A 15,791-nucleotide genomic window follows, 5' to 3' on the forward strand; every position below is an offset into this window, starting at 1 on the left:
ATGCAATTTCATTCATCTAGCGCGTTGGTTACGCCTTTTAAAAAAGATCTGAGCGTTGATGAGGCCGTTTATGAAGCCTTGATCAAGCGCCAAATTCTTCAAGGCATGGACGCATGCGTGCCTGTTGGCACGACAGGAGAATCTGCCACACTCACCCACAAAGAGCACATGCACTGCATTGAAATCGCCATAGAAACTTGCAAAAACACTAAAACGCCATCAAACTCACGCATGAAAGTGTTGGCCGGCGTGGGCAGTAACGCCACGAGCGAGTCCCTTTCTTTAGCGAAGTTCGCTCAAAAAGTCGGTGCGGATGCGATTTTATGTGTAAGCCCTTATTATAACCGCCCCACCCAACAAGGCTTATTTGAACATTATAAAACCATCGCTCAATCTGTGGAAATCCCTGTCATGCTTTATGATGTGCCAAGCCGCACAGGCGTATCTATTGAAGTTCCAACTGCACTCAAGCTTTTTAGAGAAGTCCCTAACATTAAAGCCATTAAAGAAGCGTCTGGCTCTTTGAAAAGAGTAGCAGAATTGCACTGTTATGAAAAAGATTTTCACATTTTTAGTGGGGAAGATTCACTCAACCACTCTATCATGTTTTCAGGAGGCAAGGGCGTGGTTTCAGTGACCGGTAATTTAATGCCCAATTTGATTTCACAAATGGTCAATTGTGCACTCAAACATGAATACCAACAAGCCCTAGAAATCCAAGACAAGCTTTTTAGTTTACATCAAGCCCTTTTTGTAGAGACTAACCCTATCCCTATTAAAATGGCTATGCACTTAGCCGGCTTGATTGAAAACCCAAGCTACAGACTGCCTTTAGTGGCTCCAAGCAAGGAAACAATTAAACTTTTAGAAAAAACTTTACAACAATATGAGGTAATTGCATGAATGGTTCAAATCACATGAAAAATAAAACCCTAGTGATTAGTGGTGCGACTAGAGGTATTGGCAAGGCGATATTGTATCGTTTCGCTCAAAGTGGCGTGAATATCGCTTTCACTTATAATAAAAATGTTGAAGAAGCCAACAAAATTATAGAAGATGTGGAGCAAAAATATTCCATTAAAGCCAAAGCCTACCCCCTTAATGTTTTAGAGCCTGAGCAATACACAGAGCTTTTTAAACAAATTGATGCGGATTTTGACAGAGTGGATTTTTTTATTTCTAACGCTATTATTTATGGGCGATCTGTCGTGGGAGGATTTGCACCTTTCATGCGCTTAAAACCTAAAGGGTTAAACAATATTTATACAGCCACTGTATTAGCGTTTGTAGTGGGGGCTCAAGAAGCGGCAAAATGCATGCAAAAAGTAGGCGGTGGGGCGATCGTGAGCTTAAGCTCTACCGGAAACCTAGTCTATATGCCTAATTACGCTGGGCATGGCAATTCCAAAAACGCCATAGAAACCATGGTCAAATACGCCGCTGTGGATTTAGGCGAGTTTAACATTAGAGTGAATGCGGTTAGTGGTGGACCTATTGATACGGACGCTTTGAAAGCCTTCCCTGATTATGTGGAAATCAAAGAAAAAGTAGAAGAGCAATCGCCCCTAAAACGCATGGGTAATCCTAACGATCTAGCCGGAGCGGCTTATTTTTTATGCGATGAAACCCAAAGCGGATGGCTTACAGGGCAAACGATTATTGTAGATGGTGGGACTACTTTTAAATAAAGATTTTTCTTGCAAAATATTATTCATATCCACCACAGCAAAGAGTTGCAATTCATTAAAAAATGTTTGTTGGGCTATTTTTTCGCCCCTTTGTGTGGGGCTATACTTTTAGCGTTTTACATCGTTTCAAGCGGGACAAAATCGCTTCAAATTTCAGGACTCTTTAGCGGTCAATTGGCTTACATCGTTTTGTTGTCTCTTTTTTTGTGCACGCTTGGGTTTATTGTGGGGGCAGTTGGTTTTTATCGGCTTTCTAAAATTACATGCCATTTGAGTTTTTTTGAAAACTTCGTTTTTAGTTTTTTAGCGGTGATTTTTTGCACCCTTTTAAGCTATCTTATCCCTAATGCCAGTAACGCTTTTTCGCTAATCGGTAATGGGGTTTCTATTTTTTACTTGCACAAACTTTATAGAGAATTGAGCCTTCACACTCAAGAAAGATTTTTTTTAAGTGGATTTAGGTTGTTGCTTTTTAGCTTCATGCTGGCTCTTTTAGGGGTTTTTATGCATGCGTTAGTCGTCATCTTCTTAACGATCGCTGTGATCTTAATGTGCGTAGCGCTTGGCTTTTTAGGGCATGCGTTTTTGAATTTTTCACAAGTTTCTTTGAATACATGAAAGCTTTAAAACTCCTGCCTAATTTTTTGACGATTTTACGCATCGTTTTAGCGTTATTTTTATTATTTTTATTGTTGAATACGCATACTTATTTCAAATCTTTAACCCCCTTTCACATCAACATGCTCTCTTTTGGCGTTTTTGTGTTTGCTGCTCTCACGGATTTATTGGACGGCTATATCGCTAGGAACTATAAGGCCAAATCGCGCTTTGGGGAGATTTTTGATCCTTTAGCGGATAAAATGCTCGTTTTGAGCGCGTTTTTGGGGCTCGTTTATTTGGATCGCGTGGATGCGTGGATTCCGTTTGTGATTTTAGGGCGTGAATTCTTTATTTCAGGGCTTAGGGTTTTAGCCGCAAATGAAAAAAAGGATATTCCTGTCAGCACATTAGGCAAGTATAAAACTGTGTCTCAAGTCGTGGCGATTAGTGCTTTATTGGCCAATTTAGCTTACTCGCATGTGTTTGTAGCCATAGCGGTTTTTTTAACCCTTTATTCGGGAGTAGATTATGCTATTGAATATTATAAATCTTAATGTTAAAATAGACTTTTGATATTCTTTTAAAATATTTTGAAACTCTGTTTTTATCAAATATTGATAAATATTATTTAACCTGAACATTCTTTCTTTTTAAAAAACTTCACTTTACTTTTTTAAATGTTTATTTTTAAAAATGTTTTTGAGTATTTTTTACAAATTTATTTCCAATATCCCACAAAAACAAACCTTTATTTTTAATGAAAAAATTTTTTCACCCTATTTTTGTTATAATTTAAGATCATTTTTATTTTCAATCAAGGAGGTTTCGCATGGATAACCAAAATATCACGCATCAAGAGATAACGCAAAAACAAGGCGAGCTTAAAAGAGACATGAAAATGCGCCACCTCTTAATGATTGCATTTGGGGGAGCGATTGGCACAGGGCTTTTTGTAGGCACTGGGGGTAATATTGCAAGCGCCGGTCCTTTAGGGACATTGATCGCTTATGGTTTTGGAGGGCTTGTGGTCTATTGTATCATGCTCTCTTTAGGCGAATTAGCGAGCGTCTATCCCACTACGGGGAGTTTTGGGGATTATGCAGCTAAATTCATAAGTCCTGGCACAGGCTATATGGTTTTTTGGATGTATTGGCTTGGCTGGGTGATCACGGTTGCGTTGGAATATATCGCTATTGGCATGCTCATGCAACGCTGGTTTGCAGATATTCCTATCCATTATTGGGTCATTTCATGCATCGCGTTGGTTTTTTTATTGAATTTCTTTTCGGTTAAAATTTTTGCTGAAGGCGAGTTTTTTTTTAGCCTAATTAAAGTTTTAGCGGTGATCGCTTTTATAGGCATTGGTGCGATTGGGATTATCTATCAGATCTATTTGCATGGGTTTAATTCTATTTTTAACAACTTCCATTTTGGCGATAAAGGGTTTTTCCCTAATGGGAGTGTAGCGGTTTTTAGCGCGATGCTCGCTGTTATTTTTGCTTTCACTGGCACAGAGGTGATTGGGGTGGCTGTAGGAGAGACTAAAAATGCTAGTGAAGTGATGCCTAAAGCGATTAAAGCGACCTTGTGGCGCATTGTCTTTTTCTTTTTAGGCTCAGTGCTTGTCATTTCTGTTTTTTTACCCATGAGTGATTCTTCTATTACGCAAAGCCCCTTTGTGAGCGTTTTAGAGCGCATTGACTTACCTTTTGTAGGCATGGGTATTCCTTATGCGGCAGATATTATGAATATTGTCATTATTACGGCGATGTTTTCTACCGCCAATTCAGGGCTTTATGGAGCGAGTCGCATGATTTATGGGCTCTCCAAACAAAAGATGTTTTTTAAAGTGTTTTCCAAGCTCAACCAACAAGGCACGCCTACTTATGCGATGTTTTTTTCCATTTCTTTTTCTCTCATAGGGCTTTTAGTCCAAATTTATGCCAAAGAAAATGTGGTGGAAGCCTTGATTAATGTGATTAGTTTCACGGTGATTATCGTGTGGGTTAGCGTATCTATCTCACAATATTCTTTCCGCAAGCAATATTTAAAAGCTGGGCATTCTTTAGAAGATTTGCCTTATAAAGCCCCTTTTCTACCCTTTTTGCAGCTCATAGGGATCACGGGGTGCATCATCGGTGTGATTGGCTCTGCTATGGATAAGGATCAACGCATTGGGATGATTTTAACGATTGTTTTTGCCATTGTGTGTTACATTGGATACTATTTTACACAAAAAGCTAACCAAAATAACAAAAAAGATTTGATATAATCTTTTTTTAATATTTGAAATTTAACACCTAATTAAGGAAGTAACCATGGTGAAAAAAACTTTTTTTATCTCTTTAGCTTTAGCACTAAATTTGAATGCGGGCAATATCCAAATCCAAAACATGCCCAAAATTAAAGAACGATCGAGCGTCCCTTCTAAAGACAATACGATCTATTCTTACCACGACTCCATTAAGGACTCTATCAAAGCGGTGGTGAATATCTCCACTGAAAAAAAGATTAAAAGTAGTTTTATGGGTAGCGGTGTGTTTAATGACCCCTTTTTCCAGCAATTTTTTGGTGATTTAGGCGGAATAATCCCTAAAGAAAGAATGGAAAGAGCTTTGGGTAGTGGCGTAATCATTTCTAAAGATGGTTATATTGTGACCAATAACCATGTGATTGATGGTGCGAATAAGATTAAAGTGACCATTCCAGGGAGCAATAAGGAATATTCGGCTACTTTAGTGGGCACGGATTCTGAAAGCGATTTGGCGGTGATTCGCATCACTAAAGACAATTTGCCCACGATTAAGTTTTCTGACTCTAACGATATTTTAGTGGGCGATTTGGTTTTTGCGATCGGTAATCCTTTTGGCGTGGGTGAAAGCGTTACACAAGGCATTGTTTCAGCACTCAATAAAAGTGGGATTGGGATCAATAGCTATGAAAACTTCATTCAAACAGATGCTTCTATCAATCCTGGAAATTCCGGTGGTGCTTTGATTGACAGCCGTGGAGGGTTAGTGGGCATCAATACCGCTATCATCTCTAGAACCGGAGGCAACCACGGCATTGGCTTTGCCATCCCTTCTAACATGGTTAAAGATATTGTTTCCCAGCTCATCAAAACCGGTAAGATTGAAAGAGGTTACTTGGGCGTGGGCTTGCAAGATGTGAGCAGCGATTTGCAAAATTCTTATGACAACAAAGAAGGGGCTGTCGTTATCAGCATTGAAAAAGACTCTCCGGCTAAAAAAGCAGGGATTTTGGTGTGGGATTTGATCACCGAAGTCAATGGCAAAAAGGTTAAAAACACGAACGAATTGAGAAACTTGATCGGCTCCATGCTCCCCAATCAAAAAGTAACTTTAAAAGTCATCAGAGACAAAAAAGAACGCCTTTTCACTCTCACTCTTGCCGAAAGGAAAAATCCTAACAAAAAAGAAACGACCTCCACTCAAGGCAGTGTGCAAGGCCAATTAAATGGGCTTAAAGTGGAAGATTTAACCGAAAAAACCAGAAAGTCCATCCGTTTGAACGACGACATTCAAGGGGTTTTGATCTCTCAAGTGAATGAAAATTCCCCAGCAGAACAAGCAGGCTTTAGAGAGGGCAATATCATTTTGAGGATTGAAGATATTGAAACTAAAAGCGTTGCGGACTTTAACCATGCTTTAGACAAGTATAGAGGCAAGCCCAAAAAATTCTTAATTTTAGACTTAAATCAAGGTTATAGACTCATTTCAGTGAAGTGATAGTGGGTTGTCAATCGCATGTCTTTGATTAGAGTGAATGGGGAAGCTTTTAACCTTTCTTTAGAAAGTTTAAAAGAAGACCCTTTTGAAACTAAAAAAACGCTAGAAACGCTTATCAAACAAACGAGCGTTATCTTGCTTGCTGCTGGGGAGTCTAGGCGTTTTTCTCAAACGATCAAAAAGCAGTGGTTACGCTCTAATCATACCCCCTTATGGCTCAGCGTTTATGAGAGTTTTACAGAAGCCCTAGACTTTAAGGAAGTTATTTTAGTAGTAAGTGAGCTAGACTATACTTATATCAAACGCCATTACCCCAAAATCAAGCTCGTGAGAGGTGGGATATCACGCCAAGAATCCGTGTGTAACGCTTTAAAAGTGATTAGTGGTGCTTACACGCTCACAAGCGATGTGGCTAGGGGTTTAGCCAATATTGAGATGCTTAATGATTTATTTCTAACCCTTCAAAACACGAACCATTATTGCATCGCCCCTTACTTGCCTTGCTATGATACGGCGATCTATTATAATGAGGCTTTAGACAGAGAAGCGATCAAACTCATTCAAACTCCGCAATTAAGCCACACTAAAACGCTCCAATTAGCCCTAAACCAAGGGGATTTTAAAGATGAAAGCAGCGCGATTTTACAAGCTTTCCCGGATTTGGTGAGCTATATTGAAGGCAGTAAAGATTTGCACAAACTCACCACAAGCGACGATTTAAAAATTTTCACGCCTTTTTTCAACCCAGCAAAGGACACTTTCATAGGCATGGGCTTTGATACGCATGCTTTTATTAAAGATAAGCCCATGGTTTTAGGGGGGGTTGTTTTGGATTGCGAATTTGGGTTAAAGGCTCATAGCGATGGCGATGCTTTGTTGCATGCAATGATTGATGCGATTTTAGGGGCGATTAAAGGGGGGGATATTGGCGAATGGTTCCCTGACAATGACCCCAAATACAAAAACGCCTCTTCTAAAGAGCTTTTAAAAATTGTGTTGGATTTTTCGCAAAGCATTGGATTTGAATTGTTTGAAATGGGGGCGACCATCTTTAGCGAGATCCCTAAAATCACCCCTTACAAACCGGCGATTTTAGAGAACTTGAGCCAACTTTTAGGTTTGGAAAAATCTCAAATAAGCTTAAAAGCCACCACTATGGAAAAAATGGGATTCATTGGCCAACAAGAAGGGCTGTTAGTCCAAGCACATGCGAGCATGCGTTACAAACAAAAACTTTAAATGTGACAAAAGGAATAATTGATGAAAATCTTAATCATTGAAGATGATTTAGCATTAGCTAGAAGCATTTCTCACAATTTGCATGATTTAGGGCATTTTTGCGAGATTATCTCTAGCATTTCAGAAGAAAACAAAGAGCCTTATGATGTGATTTTAGTTTCTTCTAAAGTTTGCACTCAAGGGCGTTGCGAACATTTTGTGCGTTATCATTCCAAGCAAATCATTATCATGATGGCTTCACATGTCAATGAAGATAGCGTGAATAAACCCATTCAAGCGGGAGCGAGAGACTACATTTTAAAGCCTTTTAAAATGGATGAATTGTTGCGCAAGATCCAATACCACAAAGCCTACCAAGAAATGACCGCTCGCCTTGGATTTTATGAAAATTATTTGGATTTTATCCATGCAGAATTGCCCTTGCCCAAAGATTTTTCTTACAGACCGCCCTTTATTATCCACACGCCCTCTCAAGAGCTTGCAAACGCTTATTTATTGCAATACGCTAAAGAAAGGCAAATGGATTTTTCTTTTTTCTCTTTAAAGAACGCCACCTGGAAAGAATTCAGCAAGAATAAAGACAAATTGGAACGCCCTTTTTATATCATGCATTTAGAAGAGCTTAAAAAAGATGAGCAATTAAAATTATTGGAATTGGCTCGTTCATGCCCTATTGTGTTGTCCTATACCCATAAAGAGCCTTTAGAGTTTCCTAGGATTATCAGCATAGAATACGACAACAAGCCCCTATCCTTGTTTAGCCATAACACACCCTTTTTATCCATTCAAGAATACGAAAAAGAAGCCATCAGGCATTTTTCTTCTACATGCACGGACACGGAATTAGCTAGCAAGCTTGGCATTAGCCGTAAGAGTCTTTGGGAAAAACGCCGGAAATATAACTTACCGCGCACATAGTGGGGGATTCTTATTAAAACGGCTTGTTGTTTGCTATAGATTTGCTATAATAGTGAGTTTTAAAAAATAAATTAAGGATCGAGCATCAAACAGGCGTTTAGTCAAAGAAAAAATGCGTATTCAAAGACCCTTTTGCTAGACATTGATTGCGTGATCCCTAATATTGTTAGGCGTTTGCTCTCTGAAAGAGCACTCCCTAAAAAATTTGCCACTTATAGCTTGCAAGAAGTGGGCGTTATTTTCCTTACCACTCAAATTTTATCTATCATGCGCAAAACCCATTGCTCTAAAACGCTTTTTTTTATCACTAGGGGCAGAGAGAGTTTCCGCTACCAGCTGTGCGATTATTACAAACAAAAACGACACCAATTTGATGAAAATTTTAAAGCCTTGTTAAAAACCCTAAAAATCGCCATTGTAGAAAAATACCCCTTTAAAAAAGGAGCTAAAATCCAAGGCGAACATTGTTTTGAATATGAAGCAGATGATATTATCTCTTTTTACAAAAAGAAAAACCCTGAAAATTATGTGATAGCTAGCATGGATAAGGATATTTTGTATTCCAATAGAGGCTCTCATTTCAGCCTCAAAACAAACGCTTTTTTTAATGTGAGTAAAAAAGAAGCACAGTTTTTTGCTTACTACCAGTGCATTGTGGGCGATAAGGGGGATAATATTAGGGGGGTTAGAGGGATTAGCGATTCTAACTATAAAGAATTTTTAAACGAGCATGCCAAAGAGCATGAGCTGTGGGAACAGATTATTCAAGCTTTCAAAATCAAAGAAGATTTGAGCGATAGCGAAGCTAAAGAAAAGGCTCTATTAAACATGCGTTTAGTCAATATGCACCAAATGATCCGCCATGGCGTGATCAAACTATGGGAACCTGAATTCAAAAAAGCTTTTTTCCCTAAAAAATCAAAACCGCAAAAACCTAATTTCAAAAGAATTTCTTAAACCATTTAACAAAAATTTTTAGGCTCTTTCAATATTTTTTGATCTTTAAAAAAATTGGTTTTGATGATAAAACGCATTTTCTTAAGAGAATATTTTAAAATAATTCCCCACTATAACCCCCTTTAAAACCCTCCTAGCCTTCCTAGAACACCCAAGAAATTATCGCTCGCTTTTTCGCAAGCTTTCTCTTATTTAATCTTAAAAAAATACTTTGAGATTTTTTAAATTTTATATTTAAAAATCAACGAATCAAAGTTAAATTTTAAAACAAAAACTTCCCAAAAAAGACAAAAGAGCTATTTCCAAGACTTTTTCTCGTGGCTTTGGAATTATAAGCATACACATACCCCCCACCCATATCAAAAGACAAACTCCTATAAGCCCAAATCCTAAAACTACTCATTAAAGAATATTCTTGATAATCCCCAAAAGCCACCATCGCATCTAAACGAACCCTTTTAGTTTTAAGCCCACCAAAAACATAGCCTGAAATGCTGGAGTTAGCAAAATAAATCGCCGGCACACCAGGTGCATTGATCCCACGACCATAGAATTTAGTCCTATCGTTAAAAGTCCATAAATAGCCCTTATTGTTTCTTGCCGGAACAATATAAAAACCCATTCCAAAATTAAAAATTTTGTATTCAAAAGTTTGATCGATCAAAAACAAGCCGGCATTTTTAGCGCTCGTAACAGCGTCAGTGTTGCCGTATTGATACATGCCATGCATTAGAGTGTGCGAAGTGAAACCCTTAGCTAGAGAAGCATCATACTCAAACTTACCTCCCACTTGGACTAAAACATTTTGAGTGGGCAGCGGTAAGCGAGTGTTTGTTAAAATAAAAGGAGTGAATGTTAAATTTTTATTTTTGTATTCTGCACCCAAAACAAACACTTCCCCCCCAACATACAAGCGTTTAGACACAGGATCATACGACGCTAGAGCGTTTAGGGAAGTAGCGATCCGATTTCCTTGCTCTTTATTGATTTGATGCCCATTATAAAGCATGCTGTCCATAAAAATCCCAAAATAACGCATGGAATTTTGCTTAAAAGCCGCAGAGACCCCTTGAATATTGCCCCCTATCCAATCAAAATCCACAAAATCGGTATTGAAACGCCCTAAAGCTATTTTAAAACGCTGGTTAGTGTATTGGAGATACGCGTCTGAAATATCGCCAGCGCTCAAGTAAGGTTTCACATTGTTAGGGTTGCCAAAAAAATTCCCTAGACTAATGTAAAGATCAGCCAAACGCTGTTTATTATAAGCATTCCAAGCCCCAATAGCCCCAATACCCAACGACCACCCATTACTATAAGAAAAATCCGCTCCAAGGCGCGCTAGTGCCCCCACATAGCTATGGGGATTTTTTTGTGCCCCTTGATTATACAATAGCCCCAGATAGCCAAAAGGTTTGACTGCAATCTCTAAAGCTTTCAAAGACAGACCATTTAAAAAAAGGATCCATAACGCCAAATGATAATATCTTTTCTTATTTTTCTTATCTTGCATTAAAAACTCATCGTGGATTTAAACCTAATATTTTAATGAAAAATCCTTTTAATTGTGCTGAAACGGATTTAAAATCTTAATCACCACTAAACATTATCAATAAACTTGATTGACTAACACTAAAGATTTATGATAGTATTCTAATAAAACTATTTTAAAGGTGATTCATGAGTAAGAGTTTATACCAAACTTTAAATGTGAGCGAAAACGCTAGCCAAGATGAAATCAAAAAATCCTACCGCCGTTTAGCTAGACAATACCACCCAGATTTGAACAAGACTAAAGAAGCTGAAGAAAAATTCAAAGAAATCAACGCCGCTTATGAAATTTTGAGCGATGAAGAAAAACGCCGCCAATACGATCAATTTGGCGATAACATGTTTGGTGGGCAAAATTTCAGCGATTTTGCTAGAAGCCGTGGCACTAGTGAAGATTTAGACGATATTTTAAGCTCTATTTTTGAGAGAGGGGGCTTTTCAAGGTTTTCCCAACATTCCCAAGGCTTTTCTGGCTTTAATTTTTCCAATTTCTCTCCTGAAAATTTAGACATCACTACCACTTTAAATGTCTCTGTTTTAGACACCCTTTTAGGCAATAAAAAACAAGTGAGTATGAATAATGAGAGTTTTAGCCTTAAAATCCCTATCGGCGTGGAAGAGGGCGAAAAGATTAGGGTTCGTAATAAAGGGAAAATGGGGCGAATGGGAAGGGGCGATTTGCTCTTGCAAATCCATATTGAAGAAGATGAAATTTATAAGCGTGAAAAAGATGATATTATCCAAATCTTTGATTTGCCCTTAAAAACGGCTCTTTTTGGGGGTAAAATTGAAATCGCTACCTGGCATAAAACTTTAACTTTAACCATTCCCCCTAACACCAAAGCCATGCAAAAATTCCGTATTAAAGACAAAGGGATCAAAAATAGAAAAACTTCGCATGTGGGGGATTTGTATTTGCAAGCTCGTTTGATCTTGCCTAAAGTTGAAGCACTTTCTAATGAGTTGAAGGCGTTACTGGAAAAAGAATTGTAAGGACAGATGATGTATGATTATGATGAACCGCTTTATTTGATCAGCGTTGTGGCTAAAATTTTAGGCGTGCACCCGCAAACCTTACGCCAGTATGAAAAAGAAGGTTTGATAGAGCCAAGCAGGACTGATGGGAAAATGCGTTTGTATTCTCAGCGAGACATGGATAAAATCAAAACGATTTTACGCCTTACAAGGGATATGGGGGTTAATTTAGCGGGCGTGGATATTATTTTGCGCTTAAAAGAAAAGCTTGATGAATTGGACAATCTCAATAAAGAATTGCAAGACGCTCTCCATAAACACTCTAAAAACAACAAAACCCCAACGAAAAATTTAAGCACCCCCACTAATTTTTATGAATTGATTCTATTTAAAAAATGAGCTTGACTTCGCTTTTAAATCCCAAAAGATTAGAAGATTTTTTAGGCCAAGAGCATTTAATAGGAAAAGACACCCCCCTATTTAAAGCCTTACAATCCAAACATTTCCCCCATGCCTTTTTCTATGGCCCTCCGGGCGTGGGTAAAACAAGTTTGGCTCAAATCATCGCTCATTCGCTAGAACGCCCCATTCTTTCGTTTAATGCGACGGATTTCAAGCTTGATGATTTGCGCCTTAAGCTTAAAAATTACCAACACGCCCTTTTAAAACCCATTGTTTTTATTGATGAAACCCACAGATTGAACAAAACCCAACAAGAATTTTTACTCCCCATTATGGAAAAAGATCACGCTCTAATATTAGGGGCTAGCACGCAAGATCCTAATTACAGCCTAAGCCATGCGATCCGCTCAAGAAGTTTTATTTTTGAATTAACCCCCTTAAATGAAAGCGATTTAGACAAACTTTGCTCTAAAGCTTTAACACTATTAAACAAACAAATAGAACCTAGTGCTAAAACCTATCTTTTAAACAACAGCGCTGGCGATGCTAGAGCGTTATTAAATCTTTTAGATTTGAGTGCTAAAATAGAAGATCCCATCACTTTAGAAACGCTCAAATCCTTACGACCCCATAGCCTAAATGATGGTTCTTATAGTGATGATACGCATTATAATCTTACTAGCGCTTTAATCAAATCTTTAAGAGGGAGCGATGAAAACGCTTCATTATATTATCTAGCACGCTTGATTGCTGGTGGGGAAAATCCGGAATTTATCGCCAGAAGACTTGTGATTTTTGCCAGCGAAGATATTGGTAACGCCAACCCAAACGCCCTTAATTTAGCCGCTTCTTGCTTGTTTTCAGTCAAACAAATCGGCTACCCTGAAGCGCGCATCATTTTAAGCCAGTGTGTGATTTATTTGGCTTGTTCGCCTAAATCCAACACGGCTTATAAAGCAATCAATCAGGCTTTGGAATGCGTTCAAAAAGGCTTGCTCTACCCCATTCCTAAACACCTATTGCCTGATTCTAAAGATTACCTTTACCCACACGATTATAACGGCTATGTCAAACAAGACTATTTGGAAAAACCTCTAAATTTGGTTTCTTCTCAAGGCATAGGGTTTGAAAAAACCCTTTTAGAATGGCTCCATAAAATCAAAAACCAATCTTAAAGTTTTGGGTAAAAGCGTCTCAAAAAGGTACAGAAATTAACATTGTGTTATGGAATTAAAATAATAATGATTTTTATCTATGATTCATCGCATTATTATTGTATAATAATATTCTAGTTACAAAACTATTTTACAAATAAGGAAGAAGTTGAACATGAAAAGATTAGAAACTTTAGAATCTATTTTAGAACGCTTGAGGATATCTATCAAAAAAAATGGGTTGAAAAATTCAAAGCAAAGAGAAGAGGTGGTGAGCGTTTTGTATCGTAGCGGCACGCATTTAAACCCTGAAGAAATCACGCATTGCATCCGCCAAAAAGACAAAAACACTAGTATTTCTTCAGTGTATCGCATTTTAAATTTTTTAGAAAAAGAAAATTTTATCTGCGTTTTAGAGACTTCAAAAAGCGGTCGTCGTTATGAAATTGCGGCTAAAGAACACCACGATCACATCATTTGTTTGCATTGCGGTAAGATCATTGAATTTGCAGACCCTGAAATTGAAAACCGCCAAAATGAAGTCGCTAAAAAATACCAAGCCAAGCTGATTAGCCATGACATGAAATTGTTTGTGTGGTGTGAAGAATGCCAAGAGAAAAAAGATTAAAAACTTTCTCTAGCTAGGGCTATTCTGAAGGGTCTTAAGGACTTTATTCAAATTGTAACGCTTGAGTTTTAGGTTTTTGATTTCTTCATTACTCAGGCGTTTCCAAGTGAAAGTCTTGCCCACATACCCCCATTTGTCATAGCTTGGGGTAAATTCTAAATCCCCATTGGGATTTTGAGTGACTTTCACATAGTAAGTTCTGCCGTCATAAAAATTATACACCTTACCGCCCTTGTAAAGCCTTTCCCCTTTTTTAGTCAAACCGCTTAAAAACACCACGCCTTTATCACTGCGATCCCTTAATTGCGGGTTAGGGTTATACTCATCTTTTTTAGCGCTAGAGCCATCTGCATTAGAAATACCATAAGCGTAAAACTTCCCATCATGCTCAAAAAACTCCACAAAAGAGCTTTTTATGGACAAAAAAGGTTGGGTTTGATACACGCCAGGCAATTCCACAGCCCCTAAAAAACCACACAAAAAAATCAATATTAAAATAACGCTTGTTGTGATCATAGTGCAAATGAGATGAGCTCTTTAGGCACTTTAACGACCGCTTTAAAAATCGGCTCTGTCCTATACTTTTCAAAAGACTCTCCATAAAACCTCAACGCATGCACATCGCTTTCAAAAAAGACAGCCAACATGCTTGCATTCAAATGCAAAAAAGAAGCCTCTTTGACCGGCTCATAAACGATCAAATCCTTTTTTCCATCATAAGGGGTTTTCATGGTAGCCTTTTTTATATCTACCACTTTAGCCCCTTCAATACCCTTAACAACCAATTGGAAATCCACATACTGCCGGTGGCTTTCAAAAAAGCCTTTCTCGCTCTCTCTAACATGCTCTAAGCAATAGCTCTGCTCTATGCTAAACATACCATGCTCTAAAGGCACTTGAAATTCTGTATTAGGAGCGAGATTTAAAACCCTTTGATAAGCTTTGCTATCTTTTTGCATGACATCGTGTAAATACGCACGCAAAATTTCTGATTCTTGCGTTTTTTTAAACGAATGCCCAAGCGAGCTTAATTCCCCAAAAATGGCCATAATTCCTTCCTTTTTTACTCTAAAATGGTTTAATTTTTCAGTTGCTCTAATCGTTCCTTTTTAGTCCCAATATCTGTGATTTGAATGCCAAAATTCCCATCTACGATCACCACTTCGCCTTTAGCAATCACCTTGTCATCTACGAGAATTTCCAAAGGGTCATTCACCAATTGATCCAATTCCACCACGCTCCCTATATCCATAGAGACCACATCTTTTAAGATCATCTTTTTTTGACCGATACGCACTTTAACATTCAATTTCACATCTAAAAGCATGCTGATATTGCGGATTTCTATATTTTCTAAAGACGCATCTTGTATCTTATCCTCTCTAACAACCTTTGTGCCTTCTTCATTATGCTCTTTTTTAGTTTCAAATTGGTTAATAAAGTCTGTCGTAACCAATAAAATCATTTGACTTTCTTTTAGGGCTTCCATTTTAAAAGAAAACACCACCGCTTTAGCGTAATCTTCTTTTTTAGGAAGTTCTTTAGCGATTTCGGCGTTTGTGGTGGTAAAATTAAGTTTAGGGAGCAATTCTTGAGACTTCAAACTGGTAGCGATCGCTCCAAAAATATTAGAAGCCATTTCCTTGAATGCGTCCAAATCGTCATTATCCATTTCTTCCTTACTAGCCCCCTCACCTCCTAGCATCAAATCGCTTAAAGTAGTAACCAAGCCCACAGGAGCTAGTAATTCAATGTGGCTCTCGCCTTTATCAATTGCACTAATCATTACCCTTGCATAAGGTGTGCTGATCAAACTCGCTTCTTCGTTATTAGAAACCTCTTTTTCTAACCCCACGCTTGGAGTCTTACCCACTAACCCTTCTAAAGTAGAGACAACCTCTTGAATAAAAATCTTAATAAAATCTTGCAT

Annotated in this window: 17 protein-coding genes; 13 read left to right on the forward strand and 4 right to left on the reverse strand. The window is 38.1% G+C overall.

The features are described from left to right. The 9 genes from dapA to DYI00_RS03770 all read left to right on the forward strand — a co-directional run bounded on the left by dapA (position 1) and on the right by DYI00_RS03770 (position 9,151). Complete coding sequence (gene dapA / locus DYI00_RS03730; protein WP_011577986.1) at positions 1–903, forward strand: 4-hydroxy-tetrahydrodipicolinate synthase; 903 nt, start codon at positions 1–3, stop codon at positions 901–903. Then, on the forward strand, positions 900–1,688 hold the full coding sequence (locus DYI00_RS03735) for an enoyl-ACP reductase (RefSeq protein ID WP_011577987.1): 789 nt from the start codon (positions 900–902) through the stop codon (positions 1,686–1,688). Before dapA ends, DYI00_RS03735 begins: the two co-directional genes overlap by 4 nt. Before the next feature lie 9 nt (positions 1,689–1,697). Continuing rightward, positions 1,698–2,306, forward strand: coding sequence for a hypothetical protein (locus DYI00_RS03740; RefSeq protein ID WP_011577988.1), 609 nt, complete (start codon positions 1,698–1,700; stop codon positions 2,304–2,306). Next, a complete protein-coding gene (gene pgsA / locus DYI00_RS03745) occupies positions 2,303–2,842 on the forward strand; it encodes a CDP-diacylglycerol--glycerol-3-phosphate 3-phosphatidyltransferase (protein ID WP_011577989.1) in 540 nt (179 codons plus the stop codon). Before DYI00_RS03740 ends, pgsA begins: the two co-directional genes overlap by 4 nt. A 275-nt stretch (positions 2,843–3,117) precedes the next feature. Continuing rightward, a complete protein-coding gene (locus DYI00_RS03750) occupies positions 3,118–4,560 on the forward strand; it encodes an amino acid permease (protein WP_011577990.1) in 1,443 nt (480 codons plus the stop codon). 46 nt (positions 4,561–4,606) lie between these two features. Next, a complete protein-coding gene (locus DYI00_RS03755) occupies positions 4,607–6,037 on the forward strand; it encodes a Do family serine endopeptidase (protein ID WP_011577991.1) in 1,431 nt (476 codons plus the stop codon). 18 nt (positions 6,038–6,055) lie between these two features. Then, entirely contained in the window at positions 6,056–7,276 is a 1,221-nt protein-coding gene (locus DYI00_RS03760; protein WP_011577992.1) for a bifunctional 2-C-methyl-D-erythritol 4-phosphate cytidylyltransferase/2-C-methyl-D-erythritol 2,4-cyclodiphosphate synthase, read from the forward strand. 21 nt (positions 7,277–7,297) lie between these two features. Next, on the forward strand, positions 7,298–8,194 hold the full coding sequence (locus DYI00_RS03765; protein ID WP_011577993.1) for an OriC activity response regulator: 897 nt from the start codon (positions 7,298–7,300) through the stop codon (positions 8,192–8,194). Positions 8,195–8,326: 132 nt separating this feature from the next. Next, a complete protein-coding gene (locus DYI00_RS03770; RefSeq protein WP_011577994.1) occupies positions 8,327–9,151 on the forward strand; it encodes a 5'-3' exonuclease in 825 nt (274 codons plus the stop codon). 262 nt (positions 9,152–9,413) lie between these two features. Here the strand turns inward: DYI00_RS03770 and DYI00_RS03775 are convergent, their stop codons facing one another. Beyond that, positions 9,414–10,664, reverse strand: coding sequence for a hypothetical protein (locus DYI00_RS03775; RefSeq protein ID WP_011577995.1), 1,251 nt, complete (start codon positions 10,662–10,664; stop codon positions 9,414–9,416). 167 nt (positions 10,665–10,831) lie between these two features. Here DYI00_RS03775 and DYI00_RS03780 point away from each other — a divergent pair, with 167 nt between their 5' ends. The 4 genes from DYI00_RS03780 (at position 10,832) to fur (ending at position 13,861) form a co-directional block, all read left to right on the forward strand. Next, complete coding sequence (locus tag DYI00_RS03780; protein ID WP_011577996.1) at positions 10,832–11,695, forward strand: DnaJ family protein; 864 nt, start codon at positions 10,832–10,834, stop codon at positions 11,693–11,695. 9 nt (positions 11,696–11,704) lie between these two features. Next, complete coding sequence (locus DYI00_RS03785; RefSeq protein WP_011577997.1) at positions 11,705–12,076, forward strand: heat shock protein transcriptional repressor HspR; 372 nt, start codon at positions 11,705–11,707, stop codon at positions 12,074–12,076. Next, positions 12,073–13,254, forward strand: a complete 1,182-nt coding sequence (locus DYI00_RS03790) for a replication-associated recombination protein A (RefSeq protein ID WP_104687579.1) — start codon at positions 12,073–12,075, stop codon at positions 13,252–13,254. The genes DYI00_RS03785 and DYI00_RS03790 overlap by 4 nt, the downstream gene beginning before the upstream one ends. A gap of 154 nt (positions 13,255–13,408) precedes the next feature. Next, positions 13,409–13,861, forward strand: coding sequence for a ferric iron uptake transcriptional regulator (fur, locus tag DYI00_RS03795; RefSeq protein WP_011577999.1), 453 nt, complete (start codon positions 13,409–13,411; stop codon positions 13,859–13,861). Between the two features lie 9 nt (positions 13,862–13,870). Here the strand turns inward: fur and DYI00_RS03800 are convergent, their stop codons facing one another. Genes DYI00_RS03800 through fliY form a run of 3 tightly spaced genes read right to left on the reverse strand, consistent with a single transcriptional unit; the run spans position 13,871 to position 15,791 of the window. After that, positions 13,871–14,377, reverse strand: a complete 507-nt coding sequence (locus tag DYI00_RS03800; protein ID WP_104709183.1) for a DUF2147 domain-containing protein — start codon at positions 14,375–14,377, stop codon at positions 13,871–13,873. Next, positions 14,374–14,910, reverse strand: coding sequence for a YhcH/YjgK/YiaL family protein (locus DYI00_RS03805; RefSeq protein WP_011578001.1), 537 nt, complete (start codon positions 14,908–14,910; stop codon positions 14,374–14,376). The genes DYI00_RS03800 and DYI00_RS03805 overlap by 4 nt, the downstream gene beginning before the upstream one ends. A gap of 29 nt (positions 14,911–14,939) precedes the next feature. Continuing rightward, complete coding sequence (gene fliY / locus DYI00_RS03810) at positions 14,940–15,791, reverse strand: flagellar motor switch protein FliY (protein ID WP_011578002.1); 852 nt, start codon at positions 15,789–15,791, stop codon at positions 14,940–14,942.

The organism is Helicobacter acinonychis, from assembly GCF_900461455.1.
Classification (GTDB): domain Bacteria; phylum Campylobacterota; class Campylobacteria; order Campylobacterales; family Helicobacteraceae; genus Helicobacter; species Helicobacter acinonychis.